General features: G+C 71.8%; 22 protein-coding genes, 1 tRNA gene and 1 pseudogene. 10 read left to right on the top strand and 14 right to left on the bottom strand.

The features are described from left to right. The first annotated feature begins 9 nt into the window (after positions 1-9). Together ACRX5S_RS25905 and ACRX5S_RS25900 are read left to right on the top strand one after the other, a co-directional pair. Positions 10-1,422 (top strand): 8-oxoguanine deaminase, encoded by a 1,413-nt coding sequence (locus tag ACRX5S_RS25905; RefSeq protein WP_436775488.1) that lies wholly within the window; start codon positions 10-12, stop codon positions 1,420-1,422. A gap of 322 nt (positions 1,423-1,744) precedes the next feature. Next, positions 1,745-2,275, top strand: a complete 531-nt coding sequence (locus tag ACRX5S_RS25900) for a hypothetical protein (protein WP_436775487.1) — start codon at positions 1,745-1,747, stop codon at positions 2,273-2,275. Between the two features lie 60 nt (positions 2,276-2,335). Here ACRX5S_RS25900 and ACRX5S_RS25895 read toward each other — a convergent pair whose 3' ends face one another. Beyond that, positions 2,336-2,725: an allophanate hydrolase-related protein gene (locus ACRX5S_RS25895; protein WP_436775486.1), complete on the bottom strand. Its 390-nt coding sequence runs from the start codon at positions 2,723-2,725 to the stop codon at positions 2,336-2,338. A gap of 162 nt (positions 2,726-2,887) precedes the next feature. Then, positions 2,888-4,492: a malate synthase A gene (gene aceB, locus ACRX5S_RS25890; RefSeq protein ID WP_436775485.1), complete on the bottom strand. Its 1,605-nt coding sequence runs from the start codon at positions 4,490-4,492 to the stop codon at positions 2,888-2,890. A gap of 381 nt (positions 4,493-4,873) precedes the next feature. Here aceB and ACRX5S_RS25885 point away from each other — a divergent pair, with 381 nt between their 5' ends. Further along, the gene (locus tag ACRX5S_RS25885) at positions 4,874-5,650 is read left to right on the top strand and encodes an IclR family transcriptional regulator (RefSeq protein WP_436775484.1); all 777 of its coding nucleotides are present in this window, start codon (positions 4,874-4,876) and stop codon (positions 5,648-5,650) included. 49 nt (positions 5,651-5,699) lie between these two features. On the opposite strand, the gene ACRX5S_RS25880 is transcribed toward ACRX5S_RS25885, so the two are convergent. After that, positions 5,700-7,673 carry a hypothetical protein gene (locus ACRX5S_RS25880; RefSeq protein WP_436775483.1) on the bottom strand — a complete coding sequence of 658 codons (1,974 nt, stop codon included), beginning with the start codon at positions 7,671-7,673 and terminating at the stop codon, positions 5,700-5,702. 71 nt (positions 7,674-7,744) lie between these two features. Further along, complete coding sequence (locus ACRX5S_RS25875; RefSeq protein WP_436775615.1) at positions 7,745-8,314, bottom strand: nucleotidyltransferase family protein; 570 nt, start codon at positions 8,312-8,314, stop codon at positions 7,745-7,747. 264 nt (positions 8,315-8,578) lie between these two features. On the opposite strand from ACRX5S_RS25875, the gene ACRX5S_RS25870 reads away from it, so the two are divergent. After that, positions 8,579-10,438: an ABC transporter ATP-binding protein gene (locus ACRX5S_RS25870; RefSeq protein WP_436775482.1), complete on the top strand. Its 1,860-nt coding sequence runs from the start codon at positions 8,579-8,581 to the stop codon at positions 10,436-10,438. A 74-nt stretch (positions 10,439-10,512) separates the two neighbouring features. Then, positions 10,513-12,384, top strand: coding sequence for an ABC transporter ATP-binding protein (locus tag ACRX5S_RS25865; RefSeq protein ID WP_436775614.1), 1,872 nt, complete (start codon positions 10,513-10,515; stop codon positions 12,382-12,384). Between the two features lie 83 nt (positions 12,385-12,467). Here ACRX5S_RS25865 and ACRX5S_RS25860 read toward each other — a convergent pair whose 3' ends face one another. Continuing rightward, entirely contained in the window at positions 12,468-13,559 is a 1,092-nt protein-coding gene (locus tag ACRX5S_RS25860; RefSeq protein WP_436775481.1) for an LLM class flavin-dependent oxidoreductase, read from the bottom strand. 149 nt (positions 13,560-13,708) lie between these two features. Between ACRX5S_RS25860 and ACRX5S_RS25855 the strand changes: the two genes are divergently transcribed. Both ACRX5S_RS25855 and ACRX5S_RS25850 read left to right on the top strand, forming a co-directional pair. Next, a complete protein-coding gene (locus ACRX5S_RS25855) occupies positions 13,709-14,170 on the top strand; it encodes a Fur family transcriptional regulator (protein WP_436775480.1) in 462 nt (153 codons plus the stop codon). Between the two features lie 5 nt (positions 14,171-14,175). After that, positions 14,176-15,627 carry a catalase gene (locus ACRX5S_RS25850; RefSeq protein ID WP_436775479.1) on the top strand — a complete coding sequence of 484 codons (1,452 nt, stop codon included), beginning with the start codon at positions 14,176-14,178 and terminating at the stop codon, positions 15,625-15,627. A gap of 13 nt (positions 15,628-15,640) precedes the next feature. Here the strand turns inward: ACRX5S_RS25850 and ACRX5S_RS25845 are convergent, their stop codons facing one another. The 7 genes and pseudogenes from ACRX5S_RS25845 to ACRX5S_RS25815 all read right to left on the bottom strand — a co-directional run bounded on the left by ACRX5S_RS25845 (position 15,641) and on the right by ACRX5S_RS25815 (position 21,186). Further along, entirely contained in the window at positions 15,641-16,288 is a 648-nt protein-coding gene (locus ACRX5S_RS25845; protein WP_436775478.1) for an RICIN domain-containing protein, read from the bottom strand. 143 nt (positions 16,289-16,431) lie between these two features. Continuing rightward, the gene (locus ACRX5S_RS25840) at positions 16,432-16,758 is read right to left on the bottom strand and encodes a DMT family transporter (RefSeq protein ID WP_436775477.1); all 327 of its coding nucleotides are present in this window, start codon (positions 16,756-16,758) and stop codon (positions 16,432-16,434) included. Between the two features lie 327 nt (positions 16,759-17,085). Continuing rightward, a complete protein-coding gene (locus tag ACRX5S_RS25835; protein ID WP_235057120.1) occupies positions 17,086-17,388 on the bottom strand; it encodes a GroES family chaperonin in 303 nt (100 codons plus the stop codon). Between the two features lie 174 nt (positions 17,389-17,562). Next, positions 17,563-17,973, bottom strand: a complete 411-nt coding sequence (locus tag ACRX5S_RS25830; protein ID WP_436775476.1) for a DUF3618 domain-containing protein — start codon at positions 17,971-17,973, stop codon at positions 17,563-17,565. A gap of 106 nt (positions 17,974-18,079) precedes the next feature. Next, complete coding sequence (locus tag ACRX5S_RS25825; RefSeq protein WP_436775475.1) at positions 18,080-19,066, bottom strand: energy-coupling factor ABC transporter ATP-binding protein; 987 nt, start codon at positions 19,064-19,066, stop codon at positions 18,080-18,082. Between the two features lie 11 nt (positions 19,067-19,077). Then, a complete protein-coding gene (gene cbiQ / locus ACRX5S_RS25820; protein ID WP_436775613.1) occupies positions 19,078-19,845 on the bottom strand; it encodes a cobalt ECF transporter T component CbiQ in 768 nt (255 codons plus the stop codon). Between the two features lie 211 nt (positions 19,846-20,056). Further along, positions 20,057-21,186: pseudogene (locus ACRX5S_RS25815) on the bottom strand (energy-coupling factor ABC transporter permease). Positions 21,187-21,404: 218 nt separating this feature from the next. Between ACRX5S_RS25815 and bcp the strand changes: the two are divergent. The 3 genes from bcp (at position 21,405) to ACRX5S_RS25800 (ending at position 23,007) form a co-directional block, all read left to right on the top strand. Continuing rightward, the gene (gene bcp / locus ACRX5S_RS25810; protein ID WP_436775474.1) at positions 21,405-21,878 is read left to right on the top strand and encodes a thioredoxin-dependent thiol peroxidase; all 474 of its coding nucleotides are present in this window, start codon (positions 21,405-21,407) and stop codon (positions 21,876-21,878) included. A gap of 149 nt (positions 21,879-22,027) precedes the next feature. Continuing rightward, positions 22,028-22,885, top strand: coding sequence for an HNH endonuclease signature motif containing protein (locus tag ACRX5S_RS25805; RefSeq protein ID WP_436775473.1), 858 nt, complete (start codon positions 22,028-22,030; stop codon positions 22,883-22,885). Positions 22,886-22,927: 42 nt separating this feature from the next. Beyond that, positions 22,928-23,007, top strand: a tRNA-Leu gene (locus ACRX5S_RS25800). Positions 23,008-23,057: 50 nt separating this feature from the next. Here the strand turns inward: ACRX5S_RS25800 and ACRX5S_RS25795 are convergent. Both ACRX5S_RS25795 and ACRX5S_RS25790 read right to left on the bottom strand, forming a co-directional pair. Further along, positions 23,058-24,719, bottom strand: a complete 1,662-nt coding sequence (locus ACRX5S_RS25795; RefSeq protein ID WP_436775472.1) for a molybdopterin-dependent oxidoreductase — start codon at positions 24,717-24,719, stop codon at positions 23,058-23,060. A 94-nt stretch (positions 24,720-24,813) separates the two neighbouring features. After that, entirely contained in the window at positions 24,814-25,425 is a 612-nt protein-coding gene (locus ACRX5S_RS25790) for an XTP/dITP diphosphatase (protein WP_436775471.1), read from the bottom strand. Positions 25,426-25,548: the final 123 nt, after the last annotated feature.

Below are 25,548 nucleotides of genomic sequence, written 5' to 3'. Positions count from 1 at the left end.
GGCCGTGCCGTGAGCACCGACCCCGCGCAGCGCGCCGTCATCGAGCGCACCGTCATCGAGCGCATTGTCATCGAGAACGCGGTCATCGCAAGCGTCGACGCCGCGGACACCGAGTACGCGTCCGGCCACATCGTCGTCGCCGGCAACCGCATCGAGTCGGTCGGCGAGGGCGCCGCCCCCGAAGTCACCGGCGTGGTACGCCGCTTCGACGCGTCCGGACATCTGGTCACCCCCGGGCTGGTCAACACTCACCACCACTTCTACCAGTGGCTCACCCGGGGCCTGGCGCAGAACGCGATCCTCTTCGACTGGCTCGTCGAGCTGTATCCGACCTGGGCGCTGATCGACGACGGGCTCTGCCACGCCGCCGCGCGGGGTTCGGCCGCCGCACTGCTGAAGTCGGGCTGCACGACCGCGGTGGACCATGCGTACGTCTTCCCTCGCGATGCGGGGGACATCCTCGGCGCCGAGATCGCCGCGGTCACCGAACTGGGCTTGCGCTTCCAGCCCACGCGCGGGTCGATGGACCGCGGCCGCAACGACGGCGGGCTGCCGCCGGACAACGCGGTCGAGGACACCGACGACGCGCTGGCGGCCACCGAAGCGGCGATCGACCGGTGGCACGACCCGTCGTTCGACTCCATGCTGCGGATCACCGCGGCGCCCTGCTCGCCGTTCTCCGTGTCGACCGAACTCATGCGCGAGGCGGCGGCGTTGGCCCGCCGCAAGGGAGTGCGACTGCACACGCACGGCTCGGAGACGGTCGAGGAGGAGGAGTTCTGCAAGGAACTCTTCGGCATGGGTCCGACCGACTACTTCGAGTCGGTCGGATGGCTCGGCGACGACGTATGGATGGCGCACTCGGTGCACATGAACGACTCGGACGTGGCCAAGTTCGCCGAGACGGGGACGGGCGTCGCGACGTGCCCGTCGTCGAACGCCCGCCTGGCGGCCGGGATCGCGCGCGTACCCGACCTGCTGCGCGCGGGTGTGCCGGTCGGGCTCGGCGTCGACGGCGCGGCGTCCAACGAGTCCGGCGAACTCGGAACCGAGCTGCGGAACTTGCTGCTGTTCAACCGGGTGAAGTGGGGCGCGGACGCGATGACCGCGCGGCAGGCCCTGCGGGTCGGCACGATCGGCGGCGCACGGGTGCTGGGCCGCGAGGCGGAGATCGGCAGCATCGAGCCGGGCAAGCTGGCCGACCTCGCGCTGTGGCGGATGGACGGCGTCCTGCACGCCGGCATCGCCGACAAGGTCGCGGCGCTGGTCCTGGGCGCGGCCGCACCGCTCGCGCTGCTGCTCGTCAACGGGGTCCCGGTTGTCGAGGACGGCCGGCTCACGCGCGTCGACGAGGACGCGGTCGCGCGCGACGTCGCGGCCGCATCCGCGACCCTGGCCCGGCGCGCGGGCCTGACGACCTGACCCGGAGTCAAGCGCCGTTCACCTCGGCCCCGATGGAGTGACCGCAATCCGTCGGGGCCGCTGCCGCGTACTCGGGCGACCCACGGCACACGCGCACGCCCCGCACACATGCGCTCAGCACACCAGGAAATCTGAGTACGCGAGCTCATGTACACGGCGCACACGGTCGGAACCATGGCGCTACGCAGACGTTCGTCGCCGCACACCGCAAGAGGGTTCTCCCTCCGAACTCCCCATCGGAGAACGGGAATCAGGCGTACGGCGAATTCCGCCCGGATGCTCGCGCCCCCTTTTCCGTGCCGTGAGAGGAGTGCCCGAAGCGATGGTGCCTTCCGAGTCCCCGCCCCGCTTCCGCGACGACCTGTCCACCATCTACGACTTCATGGACGAGATCCTGATCCGCTGCCCCAAGTGCGAGTCGCCGGCCCGGGTGGTGGCCTATCCGCGCCGCGAGGTCCTGTCGCCCTTCCAGTCGCGCCGCCTGCTCTGCGCGGACTGCGGGCACACCAGGGACAAAGACTCCGGGGTGTACTCGATGCCGAACTCGCAGGCCACGCACATGTACGACCCGTACTTCTACCTGCCGCTGTGGCTCCAGTCCTCGACGCGGCACGGCCTGCTGTGGGCGTACAACCTCAACCACCTTGCGCTGATCCGGCGTTACGTCGGCGCCGAGTTGCGCGCGGACGCGTGGACCGAGGAGGGCATCCGGATGACGCTGGTGTCGCGGCTGCCCGCGTGGATCACCGCGTCCGCCAACCGGGCCGAGGTGCTGCGGTTGATCGCCCGGCTGGAGAAGACCGTCGCGCAGGACCGGGCGGAGGGCGGAGCCGAGGACCTGGCAGAGGGCTGAACGCGGACCCGGGCAGCGGGCCGACAGGCGCCGCGGCCGCCCTCCACCGACAATGAACCGTCAGCTCTCGCGGCCCAGAGTCCTCAGGTAGTTGCGCCAGCCGCCGAACTCGGTGATCTCCCTGTGCTTCCCGGTCTCCAGCTCGCCCACCCGCAGCACCATCGAGAACGACGCCGAGCCGTCCTCCAGCTTGATGATGCCGAACTCCAACTCCGCGGGCTCGGTGGGCAGGAGTTCGTCGCGCAGCACCTCCATCGGGACCTCGTAGACCTCGCCCTCGATCTGGGTGTCCACGCTCGGGTCGGGGAGCAGACCGGGGCAGCGGTCGGCGATCGAGAAGAAGCGGTGGCCGGGGGCGGTGCGGGTCTTCATGACCAGCGGCGCGCCCTTGAGGTGGTGGTGGAAGGGGCCGCCTTCCATCGCCTGGCCGTTGAGGAACATGCGAGCCATGCGGACTCCTGGGTTCTGGAACGGATCTGACTGCGAATCAAAAAGCGGGTCGGTCGGTGATTCGGCAGGGTGCGGAACGGCCGGAGGCGTCTCGGCGGGACGCGCCCCCGCGACCGTCGGGCCACCGCCCGGCCGTTCCGCGCTCGTGGTGCCCGGCGCGCCTCAGTCGAGGAGGGCGTAGCCGGGCAGGGTGAGGAAGTCGGGGAAGTCGTCGGCGAGGGCCACCTGGAGGAACAGGTCTCGGGCCGCCGTCCAGCGTCCGGCCTCGAAGGCGGTGTCGCCCAACTCCTCGCGCAGATGCCCGAGTTCCTCGGTGAGATGGCGGCGTACCAGTTCGGGGGTGACCTTCTCCCCGGTGTCCGCGAGGACCACGCCGTTGTTGACCCACTGCCACACCTGCGAGCGGGAGATCTCGGCGGTCGCGACGTCCTCCATGAGGCCGAACACGCCGACCGCGCCGTGTCCGCGCAGCCACGCCTCCAGATAGCGCAGGCCCACGCCGACGGCGTTGTGCAGGCCGACCGCGGTGGTCCCGCCACCCGCCGAGGCGACGTCGAGGAGCTGGTCCGCGGTCACCTCGACCTCGTCGCGCAGCCGGTCCAGTTGGGCCTCGTTGCCGCCGAGCACCGCGTCGAACGCCTCACGGCAGACCGGCACCAGGTCCGGGTGCGCCACCCACGACCCGTCGAAGCCGTCGCCCGCCTCGCGGTCCTTGTCGTCGCGGACCTTCGCCAGCGCGGCGGCGTTGGCGGCGGCGTCGCGACGCGAGGGGATCACCGCCGACATACCGCCTATGGCGTACGCACCGCGCCGGTGGCAGGTCTTGACGAGCAGTTCGGTGTACGCGCGCATGAACGGCGCGGTCATCGTGACCGAGTTGCGGTCCGGGAGCACGAACGCCTCACCCGCGTCCCGGAAGTTCTTCACGATGGAGAAGAGGTAGTCCCAGCGACCCGCATTCAAACCAGAGGCGTGGTCGCGGAGTTCGTAGAGGATCTCGTCCATCTCGAACGCCGCGGTGATGGTCTCGATGAGCACCGTCGCGCGGATCGTGCCGCGCGGAATGCCGAGCACGTCCTGCGCGTGATTGAACACGTCGTTCCACAGTCGCGCTTCGAGGTGGCTCTCGGTCTTCGGCAGATAGAAGTACGGCCCGGAGCCGCGCGCGAGCAGGCGTACCGCGTTGTGGAAGAAGTACAGCCCGAAGTCGAACAGCGCGCCCGAGACCGGGGTTCCGTCGACCAGCACGTGGCGCTCGTCGAGGTGCCAGCCGCGCGGCCGCATGACCACGGTGGCGAGTTCGTCGTCCGGTTTGAGGGTGTACGCCTTGCCCTCGGCGGTCGTGAAGTCCACCCGCCGCTCGTACGCGTCGACCAGGTTGCGCTGATGCGCGACGACGTTGTGCCAGGTGGGCGCGGAGGCGTCCTCGAAGTCCGCGAGCCACACCTTGGCCCCGGAGTTGAGCGCGTTGATCGTCATCTTGCGGTCGGCGGGGCCGGTGATCTCCACCCGCCGGTCGCGGAGCTTGGGCGGCGCGGCTGCCACTCGCCACTCGGCCTCGCGGATCCCGCGGGTCTCGGGCAGGAAGTCCAGGCGGCCGGTGCGGGCGATCTCGGCGCGCTTCTCCTGCCGCTTGGCGAGGAGTTCGGCGCGTCGGCCGCCGAAGCGGCGCTGGAGGTCCGCGACGAAGCGCAGCGCCTCGGTGGTCAGGATCTCCTCCCCGCGCGGCACGGGGCCGCCGGTCACGGTGACGACCGGTGCGGTCATGTGACACTCCTCTGTTTTCCCACGGGCGGAAAGGACGGTGGTGGCTCGGACTCGGGTTCAGGTTCGAACCGTGGTTCGGGTCGGGGCCCGGTTCGGACTCATGCGGCGCGGGCGACCCCTGCCGCCGCGCCCGTCAATTGGGGATCGAGCACACTCGACACGATGAAACCCGCGTTGAGCCGATCGGGCGCCACGACGCGCAGGGCGGTGGAGCAGCCAGGGCTCGGGGCCGACATCGGTGTCCTCGTTCCTCGCTCCCGGGTCGTGGTGAGTTCTGTAGAGTGGAGATTAGTTTCTGTCATACGGAATTTCAACAAGTTGTTGAGAAGTCCTCCGGCGACCTTCGGCGGGGACGCGGCACCGGAATGCGGAGGAGTCAGGATGGCCGAGCGGGCAACCGGGGGTGTGCAGTCCCTGGAACGGGCGTTCGACCTGCTGGAGGTTCTCGCCGACGCGGGCGGCGTGCTGGGCCTGAGCGACCTCGCGGCCCGGTCGGGCCTGCCGATGCCGACCATCCACCGGTTGGTCCGCACCCTCGTGCGCATGGGCTACCTGCGGCAGGACGCGTCGCGCCGCTACACCCTCGGACCGCGCCTCATCCACCTCGGCGAGACCGCCGGGCGGCTGCTGGGGTCGTGGGCCCGTCCGTACCTCGCCGAGCTGATGGAGTCGACCGGCGAAACCGCGAACCTCGCGGTGCTGGAGTCCGGCGAGGTCGTGTACGTGGGGCAGGTGCCGTCCCGGCACTCGATGCGCATGTTCACCGAGGTCGGACGCCGCGTCCAGCCGCACTGCACCGCGGTCGGCAAGGCCCTGCTCGCGCAACTCCCCGAGGAGCAGGCCGCCCGCACCCTCGGCCACGGTCCGCTCACCGCGCACACCGCCTACACCGTCACCGAACCGGCGGACCTCCTAAGGCAGTTCGCGGCGATCCGCGAACGCGGCTACGCGGTCGACGACCAGGAGCAGGAACTGGGCGTACGCTGCATCGCCGTCGTCGTCCCGGGCGCCCCCACCGCCACCGCCCTGTCCGTCTCCGGCCCCGAGGGCCGCATCCGGGCCATCGACGAGAAGGAACTCGTGGCCACCGCCCAGGAGATCGCCACCCGCCTGGGAGCCGCCCTCGGCGGCACACCGGAGGCCGCGGAGGACAGTTAGGACATCGGGCGGGCCGCCGGGCCGGTGCAGGTACCCCCTGCCGCTGAACTCAGGCGAACACCGCCGCTGCGGTGTCCAGGAGTTCGGGGACCGTACCGCTGAAGTCCGGGGCCAGGCGGATGGCGACCGTCCAGGCGTCCGGGTTGTCGCCTATCGTCTTCGCCGCGTGTGCGGCGACGGCTTCGTGGGCCACGGCCCGTGCTTCGGGGAAGTACACGCCAAAGGCGCGTATCGCCTTGAGAGTTCGCTCCGCGGGGCGGGTGAGCTCGACGAACTCGGCAGCGGTGATCAGCCCGTCCGACAACGCCCCGACGTACCACGGCGCCTGTGGGCGTACACGGTCGGCCGGTACGAACCAGGCGGGCTCGTGCAGCGGATACCTCAGCGCGGCGAGGGCGTGCGCGCGGGAGCGGCGGGCCAGACCCGCGGCGGCCTCCTCGTCCGCACGGGCCGCGTCGACGCCGAATGCGTCGGGGCAGGCACGGTGCCGGGCGAGGGTGCGAACGGCCTCGCGGGGCAGTGGATCCCGGGCGTGCTCGGCGGCGACGTGCGGCCAGAAGGCGGCCGGGACATGGCGCCGGGCGAGTTCCGGATTGGCGCGGATCGCGGCGACCCGCCGCAACGGGTGTTCGTGGTACGCGACTTCGCCGCGGAGGACCCGGCGGCCGTCCAATGCTCGGACGGCGCGCCTGGCCACGGCGGCAGCCTCGGGGGCAAGGACCGACGACACCCGCGGGTCCAGGAGCGCCGCCCGCCCGACGCACTCCCACAGGCTCAGCAGGGCACGCAACACCCCTGCCGTTCCCAGCTGTTCGGGGGCCTCACGGAGGGCCGCACGCAGGAGGTCCGGGTGGTGGCCGACCACCGCGTGCACGAGTTGGCCGCGCACCGGAGAGCCCGACTCGCGAAGGCGGTCCCGGATCCACGGTGAAAGCCGGACACGCCTGGGGGCGTTGTTGCGCGTGGCCATGTGCACGAGGTGGCTGTCCGCGGGGTCGGGATCATGTTCGAGCAGCCCGTAGTTGACCATCGGCTCGGCCAGATCGGACAACTCCCGTACAGCCTCCGCGCTGCGGCGCACCCGGCTCGCGAACACCGCCGCGAGTTTCGGTTCGTGGCGGATCACGGCGAGGACCAGCGGCAACGGCAGTGCCGCGCCGTGGAGCATGCCGTGCAGGGCCTCCATGGGCAGCATCGGCATCACGCGGGCGAGCACGTCGGCGTCGACGCGGCCCAGCATGCCGCCGGGGGAATGCACGTGCCACGCGGTCATGGACGGCAGCCCGACAGCCGCCCGTGCCTCCCTGGCGAGCCCGATGCACGGCAGCCCGGAAGAAGCCGACCTCGCGTACCTGCCGAGCAGAATCGTGCCGGTCCACGGACCGCCGCCCGGCATACCCGGGCCGCTACGTCCGCCCGCGTCCGCACCGGCGCTCTTGGCCGCGTCGGCAGTCCTGGCCGCGTCGGCTGCCTCCGCTGCCTCCGCGCACAACTGCGGGAACGTCCCCGGATAGTCCGGCGCGCGGGTGATCAGCCACCGCCAAGCCATCGCGTCCGGCCCCGGAAGCAGCTCGGCGGCCTCCGCCAGGACCCGGTCGACGGGGGCGAGCAGGGTGCCGTCCGCCGACAGCGCGAACCGCTCCAGCGCCCGGATCGCCGCCCACCCGGGTGCGCCCCGGAACGCCACGTCCCGGGGCGTGACAAGACCCCGTCGCAGGGCGAACTCCAGTGACTCGACCGGGTATTCGCTCTGCCCCGGCGGCGGCGCAAAGGCCAAGGCCGACGCCGCGTCGGCAGGGGCGTGCTCGGGGACGGCGGGTTCGGCGGCACTCGCGGCCCTCACCGAAGTGACGCCCGCCGCGGCGGCGTTCGCCGATACGGCGTTCGCCGAAGCCGCACCCGCCGCATCGCCGTCGCGGGACCCGCGCGGCCCCGGCGCCCCGAGCCGCCTACGCACCCGCTCGGCGACGCGCGGGTCCGCGTACACGAGCAACAGTTCCGCCGACGGTTCCACGACCGCCACCCGCCCACCTCCCCGCATCCGGCCCGGTGTCGAATGTGCCAGACGCCTCGGCGCGGGCCGGTCCCCGGGGGTCAGCCGAGGCGACCGAGGTCGTCCGGGGTGTCGATGTCGTACGCCTGCGCGACGTCCCCGCACTCCACCAGCCGCAGGTCCGCGGCATGCGCGGCCAGGAAGCCGCGTGCCCCGGCGTCGCCGCGTGCGTCCTCCGCCGCCGCGTCCCACCAGCGCGCCGCGAACAGCACCGGGTGGCCGCGCCGACCGCCGTACGCCGCGGCCGCCAACTCCGCGCCGCGCTCCCGGTGTTCGCCGATCAGCCGGGCCACCGCGGCGGCCCCCGCACCGGGCATGTCCACCAGCGCCACGACCACCGCCGAGGCGTCCCGGGGCAGCTCGGCGAGACCGGCCCGCAGCGACGAGCCCATCCCCGTCTCCCAGTCCGCGTTCCGGACGACCTGAGCCCCGGTCAGATCCGCGTCCGCGAGCACCTGGTCGGCCGCCGCGCCGAGGACCACCGAGACCCCCGTACAGCCGCCGTCGCGCAGCAGCCGGACGCCGTGCTCGACCAGCGGGCGCCCGCGGTACGGCAGCAGTGCCTTCGGCCGCCCGCCGAGCCGGGACCCGCCCCCGGAAGCCAGCAGCAGGCCGACAACGGGTCCGGAACCGTGAGCACGACCGGAACCGGAACCGGAACCGGAACCGGCACCGACGCCGGAACCAGAACCGGAACCCGCACCGGCACCGGCACCGGAGTCGCCCCCGACCCCGCGCCCGGCACCACCCGTCACAGCGCCCCGCCCCCCACCGGACCTCCCACGACACCCACACACCGGAACAGTTCCAAATAGACACTAACCCGCCGGAAAACCAGATGACCGTCCCGCCCGGCCGACGTACGGTCGGGGATCATGGCCGACCCCTCGTCCACGGCATCGACCGGGACCAGTCCCACGCAGTCGACCGCCGCGAGTCTCCTCCGCCTGCGCCCGTTCGTCCGTCCGGCGCGCGGGCGGTTGATCGCCAGTGGCTCGATGGCCCTGTGCTCGACCGTCACGGGTCTCATGATCCCGCTGGTCATCGCCGGCATCATCGACGGCCCGGTGGCCGACCGCGACACCGGCGCGCTGTGGCCGTGGGCCCTGCTGCTGGCCGGGCTGGGCCTCCTTGAGGCGGCGTTCTACTGGGGCCGCCGCATGCTGACCGCACGTCCGCTCACCCGCGTCGAGGAGACGATGCGGAACGCGCTGTACGAGCACCTCCAGACACGTCCCATCGGCTTCCACGACAAATGGCAGTCCGGGCAGCTTCTCTCACGGGCCTCCCGCGACCTCGGCCAGTTGCGGCAGTTCCTGTCGTTCATCCTGGTCTACCTGTTCGTCAACGCCGCCACGTTCGTCGTCGGCTCGGTCATCCTCTTCACGCTCGACCCCCTTCTCGCGCTGATCGTCACCGCGATGGCCGTCCCGGTGATCGTGCTCAGCCACTACTTCGAGAAGCGGTACCGCGTGGTCACCCGCCGCGCCCAGGACCAGGCCGGGGACGTCGCGACGCTCATGGAGGAGTCGGTGCTCGGCATCCGGATCCTCAAGGCGTTCGGCCGCAACCGGGCGATGGACCGCAAGTTCGACGCCATGACGCGCGAACTGCGCCGCACCGAACTGCGCAAGGCCCGCCTCGTCGGCGTCATCTGGGCCGTCCTCATCGCCATCCCCGAACTGGTCGTCGCCGCGGCCATGCTGGTCGGCGTGCTCCAGGTCGCCGACGGCGCCATGACGACCGGCGAACTGATCGCGTTCTTCTCGGTCGTGATGTACCTGCGCTGGCCCGTGGAGTCGTTCGGCTGGCTGCTGGCCGGGGCGACGGACGCCGCGGCCGCCGCCAACCGCTACTTCGAGGTGATGGACGCGCGCGGCGACACCCCCGAGCGCGACAACCCCGTCGACCCCGTGCGGGTGGGCGGCGCACTCGCCTTCGAGGACGTGCGCTTCCGCTTCCCCGAGACCCCGCCCGGCACCCCCGACCTGCTGCGCGGCGTCGACCTGGCGATCCGCCCCGGCGAGACGATCGCCCTCGTCGGCCCCACCGGCTCCGGCAAGACCACGCTGACCTCGCTCATCCCGCGCCTGTACGACGTCACCGGCGGCCGCATCGCCCTCGACGGCGTCGACCTGCGCGACCTGCCGATCGAACGCCTGCGCCGCATCGTGTCGGTGGCGTTCGAGGAACCGGTGCTGTTCTCGATGAGCGTGCGGGAGAACGTCCTGCTCGGCTTCCCGGAGGGCACCGAGGCCGACGTGGAGCGCGCACTGCGGGTCGCCCAGGCGGAGTTCGCCCACGACCTGCCCTGGGGGCTCGACACGCGCATCGGCGAGGAGGGCCTCGACCTGTCCGGCGGACAGCGCCAACGGCTCGCCCTGGCCCGCGCGGTGGTCTCCCGCCCGGCCGTCCTGGTGCTGGACGACCCGCTGTCCGCGCTCGACGTGCACACCGAGGCCCAGGTCGAACGCGCGCTGCGGAACGTCCTGGCCACCACGACCGCACTCGTCGTCGCGCACCGCCCGAGCACCGTGCAACTCGCCGACCGGGTGGCCCTGTTGACCGACGGACGCATCGCCGCCCTGGGCACACACGACCAACTGCTCCAGCGCAGCGCGGCATACCGGCACCTGATGGCCGCCGACACCCCGCGGCTCCGGTCCGCGGCGGACGAGACAGAGATGGAGACGGGGACGGAAACGGGGCACGAACCGGCCGAGGAGGCAGTGTGAGCAGCGGAGGCGACGGCCGGGCCCGGCGTGGGAACGGCGCGTACGGCAAACCCCAGGAGCCCGACGGGGTCGACCTGACGTCCTGGCGGGGCATCAGCACGCGGTCCGACGACGACCTCGCGCGCGAGGCGGAGGCCGAGGACGCCGGCACCCCGCTCGCCGAGACCCCCCTGGGCCGGGCCCGCGCCGGCGACGCGCGCCGCCTGCTGCTGTCCTTGATCGCGCCGCACCGCCGCACCCTGCTCGTCGTCGCGGCCGTCACGCTGGTCCAGCAGGCCTCGATGGTCGTCGGGCCGCTGCTGATCGGCCTCGCGATCGACCGCGCGGTGCCGGACGCGATCGCCGGCGACCACGCCACGCTGATCTGGATCGTGGCGGCGTACGCGGTCTGCGGGCTGGTCGCGGCGGCCGCCAATCTGGCCTTCCAGGTACTCGGCGGCCGGGTCAGCCAGGGCGTGCTGTTCGACCTGCGCGGCCGCATCTTCGGCCACGCGCAGCGCCTCAGCCTGGACTTCCACGAGCGCTACACGTCCGGTCGCATCGTGTCGCGCGCGACCGGCGACGTCGACGCGGTGCAGGAGCTCCTGGACGACGGCGTGGACGGCATCACCCAGGTGATGCTGAGCTTCTGGGTGTCGCTGGCCTTCCTGTTCGTCCTGGACGTGCCGCTCGCGCTGCTCGTGCTGTCCGGGCTGGTCCCGCTGGCGGCCGGGACGGTGTGGTACTCGCGGCGCTCGACCCGGGCATACCGCGCCACCCGGACCACCAGCGCGGCGCTGACCACGCAGTACATCGAGACGCTCAACGGCATCCGGGCGGTCCAGGCGTTCCGTCGCGAGCCGCGCAACATCGGCATCTTCCGTGCCCTGAACCGCCGTTACACCGACGTCAACACCGAAACCATCGTGCTCTTCGCGTGGTTCGCGCCGTTCCTTCTCCTGGTCGGCAACCTGACACTCGTCGCGGCGCTGGTCGTCGGGGCGCACCGGGTCGCCGACGGCGGCCTGGAGCTGGGCGTGCTCGCGGCGTTCGCGCTCTACATCCGGCGCATGTACGAACCGCTCGACGAGCTGGCCATGTTCCTCAACACCTACCAGTCCGCGGCGGCCGGGCTGGAGAAGATCGCCGGACTGCTCGCGCACCGGCCGGGCGTCGCCGAACCGGCCAAGTCCCGTGCACTGCCCGAGCGTTCCGGCAAGGGGCGGACGGTGGCGTTCGAGGACGTCCGCTTCGGCTACCAGGACGGCGTGACCGTGCTGCCGCGCCTCGACCTGACGATCCCGCGCGGGCAGACGGTCGCCCTGGTGGGCGAGACCGGCGCGGGCAAGTCGACGGTGGCCAAGCTGCTCGCCCGGTTCTACGACCCCACGGCCGGCACGGTGCGGCTGGACGGCGTCGACGTACGGGAATTGACGACGCCTCAGCTCCGCGGCGAGCTGACGATGATCACGCAGGAGTCGTTCCTGTTCAGCGGCTCGGTGGCGGACAACATCGCCATCGGGCGGCCGGACGCCACGCGCGCGCAGGTCGAGGACGCCGCCCGGGCGCTCGGCGCGTACGACTTCATCGCGGCCCTTCCGGACGGCTTCGACACCGACGTGCGCAAGCGCGGCGCGCGACTGTCCGCCGGACAGCGCCAACTCGTGGCCTTCGCAAGGGCGTTGCTCGCCGACCCGGCGGTGCTGATCCTGGACGAGGCGACCTCGTCGCTCGACATCCCGGGCGAACGGGCCGTGCAGCGCGCGCTCGCGACGGTCCTTGAGGGCCGGACCGCGGTGATCATCGCGCACCGCCTGTCGACCGTCGAGATCGCCGACCGCGTGCTCGTCGTGCACGACGGCCGCATTGTCGAGGACGGCACACCGGACGACCTGGTGGCCGGGTCACCCGGCGGCGAGGGCCGCTTCGGCGCCCTCCACCGGGCCTGGCGCGAGTCGCTGGTCTGACGGGCGCCGGAACAGCGCCCCGGCACGCGCCGGGCGGCCCACCGCCGTCCGGCGCGGCCGACGCTCCCGCGTCCCCGACGGCCTCAGACCCCCGGCAGCCCCCACTCCCGCGCGATGATCTCGTACGACGCGAGCCGCGCCGCGTGCCCGTGCACGTTGCTGATGACCATCAGCTCGTCCACCGCCGTCCGCTCGACCAGGTCGGACAGCCCGCGACGCACCGTGTCGGCGTCCCCGATCACGTGCTGCCGCTGGTACGACTCGACGAAGTCACGCTCCGCGGGCGTCCACGGGTACTCCTCGGCCTCCTCCGGGCTCGGCTGGAGCCCCGGACGCCCGCCGCGCAGCCGCAGCATGCCCAGCGCCTGGGCGCGCCCCAGCCGCTCCGCCTCCTCCGCCGTGCCCGCCGCGATCACCCCGGCGGCGATCATCGCGTACGGCTCCTTCAGATCCTCGGACGGCTGGAAGTGCTCGCGGTACAGCGCCAGCGCGGGCAGCGTGTGCTCGCCGCTGAAGTGGTGCGCGAACGCGAACGGCATGCCCAGGATGCCCGCGAGCTGCGCGCTGTAGCCGCTCGACCCGAGCAGCCAGATCGGCGCCCGCGAGGCGTCCCGCTCCCCGCCCGGCTCGATGCCGGACGCCGGGCCCGGCACCGCGTGGATCCGCGAGTACGGGTGCCCCTCGCGGAACGACCCGGTCAGGAACCCGATCAGCTCGCCGAGCTGCTGCGGGAAGTCGTCCACCGACAGCGCCTCGGCGGTGCGCCGCAGCGCCCGCGCGGTGTGCTGGTCGGTGCCCGGCGCCCGTCCGAGACCGATGTCGATGCGTCCCGGATGCAGCGCCTGGAGCGTGCCGAACTGCTCGGCGACGACCAGCGGCGCGTGGTTGGGCAGCATCACGCCGCCCGACCCCAGCCGCAGCGTGGTGGTGTGCGCGGCGAGGTGGGCGAGCAGGACCGGCGGCGAGGAACTGGCGATGCCCGGCATGTTGTGGTGCTCGGCCACCCAGAACCGGTGGTAGCCCCACTGCTCGGCGCGCCGGGCGAGTTCGGTCGTGGTGCGCAGGGCCTCGGTCGCGGTGTAGCCCGTTCCGACCGGGGCGACGTCCAGCACGGACAGCGGTATCGACGGAGTCGAGGCATGAGAAGGCACGTCAAGGGGCAACGTGACCAGCATGCGTGTTGTTCCGGCGGGTCCCCCGGACTTTCCGGGGCGGGCATTCCGGAACGGCTCCAAGGCCGTGGATCTCCGCATATTTGGGGCCGGCACATTCTGATCATGCGCGTTCTCTTGAACTAGTCCAGAATGTACCTATATTGGAAATCATGGCCGGGACGTCCCGCGAGGACATACCCCAACAGCTGCGCGAGGCGGGGCTGAGGGTCACCGCCGCGCGTGCCACGATCCTCGACCTGATCCGGACCCGGCCGCACAGCGACGCGGAGTCGCTGGCGCGCGCCGCACGCAGCCGGCTCGGCAGCGTCTCGACCCAGGCGGTGTACGACACACTGCACGCGCTGGTCCGCGCGGGCCTCGCCCGGCGGATCGTCCCCGCCGACCATCCGGCCCGTTTCGAGGCGCGCACCGGGGACAACCATCACCACATCGTGTGCCGGGGATGCGGCGCCGTCGAGGACGTGGACTGCGTCGTCGGCGCGGCGCCGTGCCTGACCCCCGACGACGCGCACGGATACGACCTGGACGAAGCCGAGGTCACCTTCTGGGGCCGCTGCCCGGACTGCCGCGCTTCGGCCGCCGGTCCAGGGTCTCCCACCCAGAAAGAGTGAACGGCATGACCGATCGGCCCACGACCACCACCGACGCCGGCATCGCCGCCCCGAGCGACGAATTCTCCCAGTCGGTGGGCAGCAACGGCCCGCTGCTGATGCAGGACCACTATGTGATCCAGAAGATGGCGCAGTTCAACCGGGAGCGGGTGCCCGAGCGCGTCGTCCACGCCAAGGGCGGCGGCGCCCACGGCATCCTCAAGATGACCGCGGACGTCAGCCAGTACACCAAGGCCGACCTCTTCCAACCCGGCCGCGAAACCCCGCTCTTCCTGCGCTTCTCCACGGTCGCGGGCGAGCTCGGGTTCCCCGACACGGTCCGCGACCCGCGCGGGTTCGCCATCAAGTTCTACACGCAGCACGGGAACTACGACCTGGTCGGCAACAACACCCCGATCTTCTTCATCCGGGACCCCAGCCAGTTCTCCGACTTCATCCACTCGCAGAAGCGCCGCCAGGACACCCACCTGCACGACCACAACATGCAGTGGGACTTCTGGACCGGCACGCCCGCCTCGGCCCACCAGGTCACGTTCCTGATGTCCGACCGCGGGACGCCGCGCACCTGGCGCAACATGCACGGGTTCGGCTCGCACACCTTCATGTGGATCAACGCGGGCGGCGAGAAGTTCTGGATCAAGTACCACTTCAAGACGAACCAGGGCATCGAGAACTTCACCGACGCCGAGGCCGCCGCGATGGCCGGCGAGGACCGCGACTTCCACATCCGCGACCTGTTCACCGCGATCAAGTCCGGCGACCACCCGTCCTGGACCCTCCAGGTGCAGGTCATGCCGTTCGAGGCGGCCGCGGACTACCGGTTCAACCCGTTCGACCTCACCAAGGTCTGGCCGCACGGCGACTTCCCGCCGATCGACATCGGCACGATGACGCTGAACCGGAACCCCGAGAACTACTTCGCCGAGGTCGAGCAGGCCGCGTTCGAACCCGCCAACCTGGTGCCCGGCATCGCGGCGAGCCCCGACAAGATGCTCCAGGGCCGCCTGTTCAGCTACCCGGACACCCACCGGTACCGGATCGGGCCGAACTACCTCCAGCTCCCGGTCAACCGGCCCAAGGTGCCCGTCCACTCGTACAACAAGGACGGCGCCATGAGGTACGAGAACTACGGCGACCCGGTGTACGCCCCGAACTCGTACGGCGGCCCCGTCGCCGCCCCCGAGCTTTACGCGCACGAGGGTTACGGGGTCACCGGTGAGATCATCCGCTCCGCGTACCGCCTGCACGCCGAGGACGACGACTTCGGCCAGCCCGGCACGCTGTACCGCGACGTGCTGTCCGAGACCGACCGCGCCAACCTGGCCTCGAACATCGTCGGCCACATGAAGAGTGACGGCCCGGTCACCGCCGAGATCCTCCCCAAGGTGATCGCGTACTGGACGAGCGTCGACGCGGACCTCGGAGCGCGCGTCTCGAAGCTCTACAACGGCGGCTGAACCGCCGCGCCGGTCAGCGGGCCTGCGTGAACGTCCAGACCGCCCCACTGGCGGCCGGGACCAGGCGCAGGCCCTGCTGACCGCGCACCTTCTCGCCCACGGCCAGCGCCTGGCCGCTCCGGTTCACCAGCACGAAGCCCTTGCCGCTCGGCCGCGCCTGCCACTGCTGGCGCTCCTTGCCGCAGCCGTCCTGCACCGCGTGCCCGCCCTGCATGTCGAGGCATTTGTTGCTCACGCGCGAGACCAGGTACACGTAGCCGCCTCCGGCGTCGTGCACGGTCCACTGCTGGTTCGCCTTGTCCGGGTTGGACGTGTAGACGATGACGGGCGTGTTGTCGTCCTTGTCGCCGCCGTAGACGTCCATGGCCCGGCCGCCCAGCGTCAGCACATACGTCGTGCCCGACTTGAGCGACGGCGGCTTGGACGTCGTCGGCGACTTGCTGGGGCTCGCACTCGTGGACGGCGGGCTCGACGACGGCGGAGCGCTCGACGGGGCCGCGGACAACGGGCTCGGACCGGGCGGGGCGGACGTCGGGGACGCAGCCGCGGCGGGCGACTTGTCGTCGTCCCCGCCGCCCAGCACCCCGAACACCCCGCCGAAGAGCAGGCCCACCAGCGCGGTGGCCCCCAGCGCGATGGCCACTATTCGGCGCGACACCATGTCCGCTCGACTCCTCCCGGGCCACCCGTCGCGGCCCCTCAGGGCGGCCATCCTGGCAGAAACCCGCCCCGCGGGTCAGCCGTGGGGCGGGCAACGGACGATTCGGGGGCGTCGGCCGGACGGAGGACGGACAGGCGTCCGGGTCAGTGGCCCGCGCCGCCGGTGAACTTCAGGCCGACGATCGCGACGACCATCAGGCTCAGGAAGAACAGCCTTGCGGCGGTCGCCGGTTCGCCGAGAATGACGATGCCCAGCAGGCCGGAGCCCACCGCACCGATGCCGACCCAGACGCCGTACGCGGTGCCGATCGGCAGCGACTTGGCGGCCATCGACAGCAGCACCATGCTCCCGGCGATGCCGAGACCGGTCAGAACGCTGGGGACGAGCTTCGTGAAGCCCTCGGTGTACTTGAGGCCGATCGCCCAGCCGACCTCCAGAAGACCGGCGATACCGAGCAGGACCCACGCCATGACAACGCACCTCGCACGCGTCGTCGTCATGGCCCGGTACGTCGCACCTCGTCGGGGGCGGGACCACATCGTCGGCCCGGCCGCCTCCAGCCTCTCAAACGGGGTCGGGGAGGCAAAACCCGGGCGCGGTGAGGTTGGTCACCGGGGTCGGGGCGCGGTGGGACGGGTCTCGGAGACACGGCATTCGGAGGAACGCCGTGTCAGGGTGACGCGGCTTCGAAAGCACGAACCTCGCAGGTACGCGGCCTCGGAGGTAGACGGCCTCAGGCGCATGCGGCTTCAGAGGTATGCGGTCTCAGGGGTACGCCGCCTCGGAGGTACGCGGCCTCAGAGGTACAGGCCGGTCGCCTCTCCGGAAGCCTCGACGCGCTCGGCCGCCACCGCGTGCAGGTCCCGCTCGCGCAGCAGTACGTACGCCACCCCGCGCACCTCGACCTCGGCGCGCTCCTCGGGGTCGTACAGCACCCGGTCGCCCGGCTCGACGGTGCGCACGTTCTGGCCCACCGCGATCACCTCGGCCCACGCGAGCCGTTTGCCGACCTGCGCGGTCGCCGGGATCAGGATGCCGCCGCTGGAACGGCGGTCCCCCTCCCCGGCGTCCTGCCGGACCAGAACGCGGTCGTGCAGCATGCGGATGGGCAGCTTCTCGCCGAGGCCGGCCACCGGGCCGTCCTGGGAAAGGGAAGCGGAAGTCTGGGACGCGTCGGAGCTCACGCATGAAAAGTACCCGCCCGAGCGCCCGAGTGTGACACCAGGGCAGGGATCGGATCCGGACCGCCGCCCGGATCCGCCCGCGCGTGCCCGCTACTTCTTCTTGTCGCCGCCGCGGCGCTTGAGCAGCGCCACCAGCACGACCAGTCCGACCGCGGCCCCCGCGATCGGCGCGATGCGCTCCATGCGCGGGGCACCGGTGTCGGTGTCGATGAACTGCGCCCGGACCTTGTCCGAGGTACGCCGCGCGACATTCGCCGGTTTGACCCGGTCCACCAGCTCGTCCAGCGTCGCCGCGAGGCTCGTCCGCGCGCGCTCGATGTCCGCCTCGATCTCCTGCGGGCTGCGCGGCGCGGCGTTCACCTCCGCCCCGGACGAACCGTCGGCCGGCTCCACCCGGGTCTTCTCCGCCTGGACCGTCACCTGGCGCCCCAGAGCCGCCCGGCCGGCCCGCTCCAAATCCGCCGCAGAACGCTCCGGCCCGCCGTGCCCGTTCTCGCCCACAGCCCGTCCTCTCGCTTCCGCTGCCGCACCACGAATCACGCCGTCTTCCGCGTGTGCCCCCAAGTCAAGCAGGTATCCGGACCAGGACGCGGCATCCGGGTGGTTCTCAGCCGTGTTCGACCCCGCAGGTGGGCCCGGGTGCCGGCGGCCGCCACGGGCCGCCGCGGGCGTCGCGCGGGGCGCAGTGGGGGCAGTCCGGACGGGCGTACCCGTACGGCAGCTCCAGCCGGTGCGCGTCCATCAGGTCGCGGTCCGCGAGGAGTTCGCGCGTGGGCCCGTCGGCGGCGATGACACCGCCGGACAGCACCAGCGCGCGGGGGCACAGCTCCAACGCGTACGGGAGGTCGTGGGTGACCATCAGCACCGTCACGTCCAGCCCGTCCAGGATCTCGGCCAGCTCGCGGCGACTCGCCGGGTCGAGGTTGGACGACGGCTCGTCCAGCACCAGGATCTCCGGCCGCATCGCGAGCACCGTGGCCACCGCCACGCGGCGGCGCTGACCGAAGCTCAGGTGGTGCGGCGGCCGGTCGGCGTAGCGCTCCATGCCGACGCGGCCCAGCGCCTCGGCGACCCGCTCGTCCAGTTCCGCGCCGCGCAGGCCGAGGTTGGCCGGGCCGAAGGCGACGTCCTCGCGTACCGAGGGCATGAAGAGCTGGTCGTCCGGGTCCTGGAAGACGATGCCGACCCGGCGGCGGATCTCCCGCAGGTTCGGCTTGGCCACCTCCAGGCCGGCCACGCGCACGGTGCCGCGGCCGGTGCCGGTGGCCGCCGAGAGAATGCCGTTGAGGTGCAGCACGAGCGTGGTCTTGCCCGCACCGTTCGGCCCGAGCAGCGCGACGCGCTCCCCGCGCCCGACGCACATGTCGACCCCGAAGAGCGCCTGGTGGCCGTCGGGGTAGGCGAAGGCCAGACCCTCGACCTCCAGGGACGGGGGTACGCCGGGGGCCGCGGGCGGGTGCGCGGGGGCGGCGTGGCCCGCGGGGGCGGCGGCCTCGGGCCCCGGATCGGGCCCGGCCCCGGTCGCGGGCCCCGACTCGGGCTCTGCCTCGGTCCCTGCCGCGGTCCCTGCCTCGGTCCCTGTCGTGTCACCCATGGGGCCCATCCTCACCCACCGGCCAACCACGCCGCCGCGCAGGCCAGCGCCGCCGTCAGCGGGAGCGCCGACGCGGCCGCCCACTGCCGCCCGGACGCCTCCACCTCGACGATGCGCGGCATCGTGCCCTCGTAGCCCCGGCTGAGCATCGCGAGGTGCACGCGCTCGCCGCGCTCGTACGAGCGGATGAACAGCGCCCCGGCTGACTTCGCCACGACCGGCAGCTGGCGTACGTCGCGCGCCACGAAGCCGCGCGACTCACGGGCCACCCGCATGCGGCCCATCTCGCCGCTGATGACGTCCATGTACCGCAGCATGAACTGCATGATCTGCACGAGGAGTTGCGGCATCCGCAGCCGCTCCATGCCGAGGAGCAGGTCGCGCAGCGGCGTGGTGGCGGCGAGCAGGATCGACGCGACGACGCCCAGCGTGCCCTTCGCGAGGATGTTCCAGGCGCCCAGCAGGCCGCTGTGGCTCACCGTGAGCCCCAGGAACTCCGTCTTGGGGCCGGTAGCAAGGAAGGGCAGCGCGACGGCGAACGCCACGAAGGGGATCTCGACGACGACGCGGCGCAGGACGTACCCGAGCGGGACGCGGCCGACCGCGGCGACGGCGGCGAGCAGCAGGGCGTACACGCCGAACGCCCAGAACCGCTCGCGCGGCGTCGCCACGACCGCGAAGACGAACAGCACCACGGCCACCAACTTGCAGTGCGGCGGCAAGCGGTGCAGCGGGGAATCGCCCGCCCGGTACAGGTTGTGCGCGTGCCCGGCGCCCATCAGCGCACCGGCCCCGACCTGCGGCGGATCCGCGGAGCGCAACGGTCCCTCGACCGGCGGCCGATCCGCGGCCCTGGGTGGGTCCGCGGCCCGGAGTGGGTCGCCCGCCCAGGTTGGGTCCCCAACCCGTGGTGGGTCCCCCACGCGTGGTGCGTCCCCGGCCCGTGATGGGTCCCCGGACCGTGCTGGGTCGCCAGCCCGCCGACCGGCGTCACGACCCGTCGGCTGCGGCGCCGACCCGGGGCTCGCCCGTCTCGCCCCTGCCGCCCGTTCCGCCATGGGCCCGGTCGTCCGCCGAACCGTCCACCGCGCCACGGCGCTTGACGACCCAGAAGATGCCGCTGCCGACCACCAGTGTCCCGGCGACGCCGAGGACGCCCGCCAGGCCGCCGGAGATGCGCTCGTTGTCCACGCCCTCCACGCCGTAGTCGGCCAACGGGGCGTCGGCGAGGGCGTGTTCCTCGACCTTGGTGTCCATGCCCTTGTCACCCGCGACCTTTTCCAGGCCGTCCGGGTGCGCGCTCGCGTAGAAGCTCACGATGCCCGCGAGGACGAGCGCGACGATCGCGCCGGCGATGAGCAGCGTGCGCGTACGAATCTTCGCCATATCCCTGACCTCTTCCCGGACCGGTCTCAAGCCTGCTGCGCGGCGGGGGCGGACTCCTGCGCACCCGTGCGGAGTTCCAGCGGACGGGCGAGGCCGCGCGCGCCGTACACGAGGTCGGGGCGTACCGCGAGCACGCTCGACACGGTGGCCGCGGTGATCAGCGCCTCGCCGATGCCGATGAGCACGTGCACCCCGATCATGGCGCCGGCCACCTTCGAGATGGGCACGTCGGTCGTGCCGCCGATCGCGTACACCAGCGTGAACACCGCGGCGCACACCGGCACCGACACCAGCGCGGCCACGAACGACGCGGCGCCGAGCGACCGCCGCGTGCGCGGCAGCACCCCGGCGAGCAGCCGGAACAGGCCGTAGCCGACGACGGCCGTGGTGATACCCATGATCGTGATGTTCACGCCGAGCGCGCTGAGCCCGCCGTCGGCGAAGAACACCGCCTGCATCAGCAGCACCACCGACATGCACAGCACACCGGTGTACGGCCCGACCAGGATCGCGGCGAGCGTGCCCCCGAGCAGGTGCCCGCTGGTCCCGGACGCGACCGGGAAGTTCAGCATCTGCACCGCGAAGATGAACGCCGCGACCAGGCCCGCCAGCGGCGCCGTCCGCTCGTCGAGCTCGCGCCGCGCGCCGCGGAGCGACACCGCGACCCCGGCGGCGGCGACCACCCCCGCAGCCACCGACACGGGGGCGTTGATGAACCCATCGGGTACGTGCATGGGGACCTCCTCCGAAAGAACACATGGCCACTGGCCGACCGCCGAGCCGTCCGATTTTATGAGGAGCGGTCGCACCTGCAACAGATGCGCAATTAGCGACCCTCGGCACATCGCGTTTGCCGTGATTCGGAGCCGGACCTAGCGTGGCCGGGTCAGGCCCCCGCGCATCCGCGGCAGCACGCACCAGATCCGGCCAAGAACCCAGAGAGAGGCCCCCGGTGAGCGAACGACTCCAGCCCGGCGACACCGCCCCCGCCTTCACCCTCAAGAACGCCGACGGCGACGACGTCTCCCTGTCCGCCCACAAGGGCCGCAAGGTGATCGTCTACTTCTACCCGGCCGCCCTCACCCCCGGCTGCACGAAGCAGGCCTGCGACTTCACCGACAACCTCGCCCTCCTCGCCGACGCCGGCTACGACGTCCTCGGCATCTCCCCCGACAAGCCCGAAAAGCTCGGCAAGTTCCGCGACAAGGAGTCGCTGAAGGTCACCCTGCTCTCCGACCCGGACAAATCCACCTTGGAGGCCTACGGCGCCTTCGGCGAGAAGACGATGTACGGCAAGAAGGTCACCGGCGTCATCCGCTCGACCTTCGTCGTCGACGAATCCGGCAAGATCGAACAAGCCTGGTACAACGTCCGAGCCACCGGCCACGTCGCCAAGCTCCTCAAAGACCTGAAGATCGCCGCCTGATCCTCCCCGTCATGGGCCGGATCGCCACCGGCCCGGCCCATGACGCAGAGTCAGAAAATAGTGTGATCACACCCCGAAACCCGCACACCTGTTCGTCGTTGACCACCCCGAGGGGGCTTCGCCACGCCCTACGGGGAGGACGAACGACGATGGCCACACACCGGAAGTACCCGCCTGAGCTGCTCGCGGAGCTGGCGGCCGAATCCCGGAGCATCAACGAGATGCTCCGCCGGCTCGGTCTGCCGATCATCGGCGGCCACCACACCCACATCAGCCGCCAGGTCCAGCGGCTTGGGATCGACACCAGTCACTTCACACACCTCGGCAAGCACCACAAGCGGCACACCTACACGCGCGAAGAGCTCGCCGAAGCAGCGGCGCGCAGCAGCAGCGTCCCGGAGATGCTGCGGTTTCTCGGCGTGGAGCCGTACCCGAGCGCCTACGGCTACATCCGGAAGCGGTGCGCGGACTTCGGAATCGATGTCAGCCACTTCACGACAATCGGCATGCGGCACACGGTGGACCCCGACGCCCTGAGGAAGGCCGTCGCGGAGTCCCGGTCCGTCGCGGGAGTGGCCCGCGCCCTCGGGCTGTCTCACGGGACGAACTCATACCGGCTCGTGCGGCGTTGGGCGAGCGAGCACTCCGTCGACCTCTCAGGGCTGCCGGGGCAGGGCCACAACAAGGGCAGGCGGGCGCCGAAGCTCGGTGCCGCCGACATCCTCCGGCACGACCCTGGCCGCGATCGGCGGACGAAGGTCCACCAACTGCGCCGGGCCCTCGCCGAGATCGGGCGCGCACCCAAGTGCGTGGTCTGCGGCATCGGCGCGGAGTGGAACGGCAAGCCGATCATCCTCGAAGTCGACCACATCAACGGTGATTGGCGGGACAACCGCCCGGACAACCTTCGGTACCTCTGTCCAAACTGCCACAGCCAGACCGACACGTTCTGCGGGCGTAATTCCTCCCTCGCTTCACGTGGCACCGGTGGGACTCCACTACGATGAACCGCACGTAATCCCCGGCCCCGGCCGCTGGAATTACGAGACGCGGCCGTGGCGCAAAGGCGACGCAGCAGGGTTAGGTCCTGTGACCTGCGGGTTTGTGGGTTCGAATCCCACCGGCCGCACACTGCGAAGGGCGGCCACCCTGATTGGGTGGCCGCCCTTCGGTTTTGGGTCAGGTGACGGTCAGGGCGATGGTGTGCCAGCCGGTGGCGCCGTCGGGGGCGACGCTTGCTTCTTCCTCGGTCTGGACCGCGCCGGATTTGTCGGTGGCGCGGATGCGGATGCGGTGGGGGCCGGGGCGGGGGGCGTCCCAGTACCAGACGAACTGGCGCCAGGTGTCGACGGAGTCCTCGGCGGCCAGTTGGGCCTGCTGCCAGGGGTCGTCGTCGATCTGGACCTCGACGGCGGCGATGCCGGTGTGCTGGGCCCAGGCGACGCCCGCGACGGGGACGCGGCCGCGGTTTCGGGGGACCTTGGCCATGTTCTTGGGGGTGTCTATGCGGGACTGGGTTTTGACGGGGCCCTGGGCGGACCAGCCGCGGGGAACCCAGTAGGCGTCGTAGTCGGCGAAGCGGGTGGCTTCTATCTCGACGATCCACTTGCACGCGGAGACGTAGCCGTAGAGTCCGGGGACGACCATGCGGACCGGGAACCCGTGCTTTATCGGGAGGGGTTCGCCGTTCATGCCGATGGCAAGCATCGCGTCGCGGCCGTCCATGACGGCGGCGGTCGGGGTGCCGATCGTCATGCCGTCGGAGGAGCGGCTCACGAGCTGGTCGGCGTCCGGACGGACGCCCGCCTCGCGGAGCAGGTCGGCCAGCGGGACACCGAGCCACTTGGCGGTGCCGATGTAGGGGCCGCCCACGTCGTTGGAGACGCAGCACAGGGTTATGTGGCGCTCGATGGTGGGGCGCGCGGCCAGCGTCGCGAAGTCGATCTCGATTTCCCGGTCGACCATGCCGTGGATGCGCAACTTCCAGTCCTCGGCGCGGATTTCGGGCACGACGAGGGCGGTGTCGATGCGGTAGAAGTCCTTGTTCGGCGTCATGTGCGGGCTCAGCCCGGGGATGCCGAGTTCGGTGCCGAGGGGTTGTGCGGGCGCCGGGGCGGCCGGGGGCGGGAGGACGACGGCGTTGCGCGAGCCGCTGACGTCGAATCGGATCTCCTGGAGCCAGCGTCCGATCCCGGCGAGCAGTGCGGCGGCTCCGGCGGTGCCGAGGACGAGGGTTCGGCGGGAGGGCCCGGCGGCGGTGGGGGTGTCGGCGGCGGTGGAGGTATCGGAGGGGAGGGTCACGGGGCCGGGCGCGGTGGTGGCCGGTGCGGAGTCGGCGGCGAGACGGGTCACCAAGTCGTCGTACGCCTCGGGGGGTTCCCGCCGCAGGAGTTCCGGTCTGGTGAGGAGTGTGAGGGTCGCCGCGCCCACCGCCACCGCGACGAGAGCGGGGATGACGTCGGTGCCCTCGTCCGCCGGGCGCGACACCGCGGCCGCGACGATCAGGACGCCGAGCAGTCCCACGCCGGCCAGCCCCGCCCAGAGCCACCGGCGGGCCACCGCGCCGAGCAGGGCCGAGAAGACGAGCAGGATCGCGCCGACCGAGAGTTGCAGCACGAGTTTGTCGTTCGTGCCGAACTCGCGGATCGCGTACTCCTTGAGCCCGCGCGGCGTGCGGTCGATGACGGACTGGCCGACGGTGACCAGCGGCGCGGCCTCGCGGCGCACGAACGCCGCGGCGAACTCCGACGCGGCCACCGCGGCCGCGCCCGCGAGCACGCCGCAGAGCGCGGCGGGGCCGTGCACGGTGAGCACGCGTCGGACGGCCGGTGAGAGGGGCACGGCGACTACTCCTCACAGTCGTGGTGCCCTCATCATCGCCCCGGGACGCGCGGAAAGCCCGTGCCCGGGCCTTACCGATTCGTGAACGACCGCCTCAGGCGCGGTCGGTGACCAGCTCGGTGACGATCGGCACGAGGGCGCGGAACGCCTTGCCGCGGTGGCTGACGGCGTTCTTCTCGTCCGGGGTCAGCTCGGCGGTGGTGCGACTGTCGCCGTCGACCTGGAGGATCGGGTCGTAGCCGAAGCCGTTGGTGCCGCGCGGTGCGTGGGTGAGCGTGCCGTTGAGGCGGCCTTCGACGACGCGCTCGGTGCCGTTCGGCAGCGCGAGCGCGGCGGCGCAGGCGAAGTAGGCGGCGCGGTGCTCGACGGCGATGTCGGACAGCTGCGCGAGCAGGAGTTCGAGGTTGGCGCGGTCGTCGCCGTGTGTGCCGGACCAGCGGGCGGAGAAGATGCCGGGCATGCCGTTGAGCGCCTCGACGCACAGGCCGGAGTCGTCGGCGATCGCCGGGAGGCCGGTGGCGCGGGCCACGGCGTGTGCCTTGAGCAGGGCGTTCGCGGCGAACGTCAGGCCCGTCTCCGGGACGTCGGGGACGTCGGGGAACGCGTCGACGCCGACGAGTTCGACGTCGAGCCCGGCGTCCTTGAGGATGTGCTGGAGCTCGGTGACCTTGTGGGTGTTGCGGGTGGCGAGAACAAGACGGCTCATGGACCGCAAGCCTACGCAAATCCGCGGGGTGCCTCCGGTGCATTTCCGCCGGTCGGCGGGCCGGGGCCGGGTGCGGTGCGCGGCCGGACACGGCTGAGGCCGGTACGCGGGGCCGTGAGGCCC

It is taken from the genome of Yinghuangia sp. YIM S09857, assembly GCF_051388915.1.
Lineage (GTDB): Bacteria > Actinomycetota > Actinomycetes > Streptomycetales > Streptomycetaceae > Yinghuangia.
Note: the sequence above shows the minus strand (reverse complement) of the source record. Positions and strands in the feature narration are given on the sequence as shown.